Origin of the sequence: Mitsuaria sp. WAJ17 (genome assembly GCF_014174515.1) — a bacterium.
Classification (GTDB): domain Bacteria; phylum Pseudomonadota; class Gammaproteobacteria; order Burkholderiales; family Burkholderiaceae_C; genus Roseateles_B.
The window spans coordinates 1-307 of the sequence record NZ_JACJUG010000172.1; the positions used below are offsets into that span (position 1 = coordinate 1).

Here is a 307-nt window from a genome sequence, read left to right on the forward strand (position 1 = left end):
GCCTTGGGCGCCCCCGCCAAGGCCTGAACACGACATACCCCCATCGAGGCCGCTGCTACAGCGGCCTCTTTGCTTTCTAGGAGTCCTCACCATGACCGCCCAACTGATCGACGGCAACGCCCTCTCCAAGCAACTCCGCGCCGAGGTGGCGCAGCGCGCCGCGGCGCTGACGGCCAAAGGATTGAAGCCCGGCCTGGCGGTGGTGCTGGTGGGCGACAACCAGGCCAGCCAGGTCTATGTGCGCAACAAGGTCAAGGCCTGTGAGGACGCCGGCCTGCACTCGGTGCTGGAAAAGTACGAGGCGACG

General features: G+C 66.4%; 1 protein-coding gene. It reads left to right on the plus strand.

Annotated features, from left to right (window positions below; genetic code table 11):
- Positions 1-91 precede the first annotated feature (91 nt).
- Positions 92-307 (plus strand): tetrahydrofolate dehydrogenase/cyclohydrolase catalytic domain-containing protein (locus H5407_RS23925; RefSeq protein WP_310737701.1); only part of this gene is annotated, 216 nt, incomplete at its 3' end.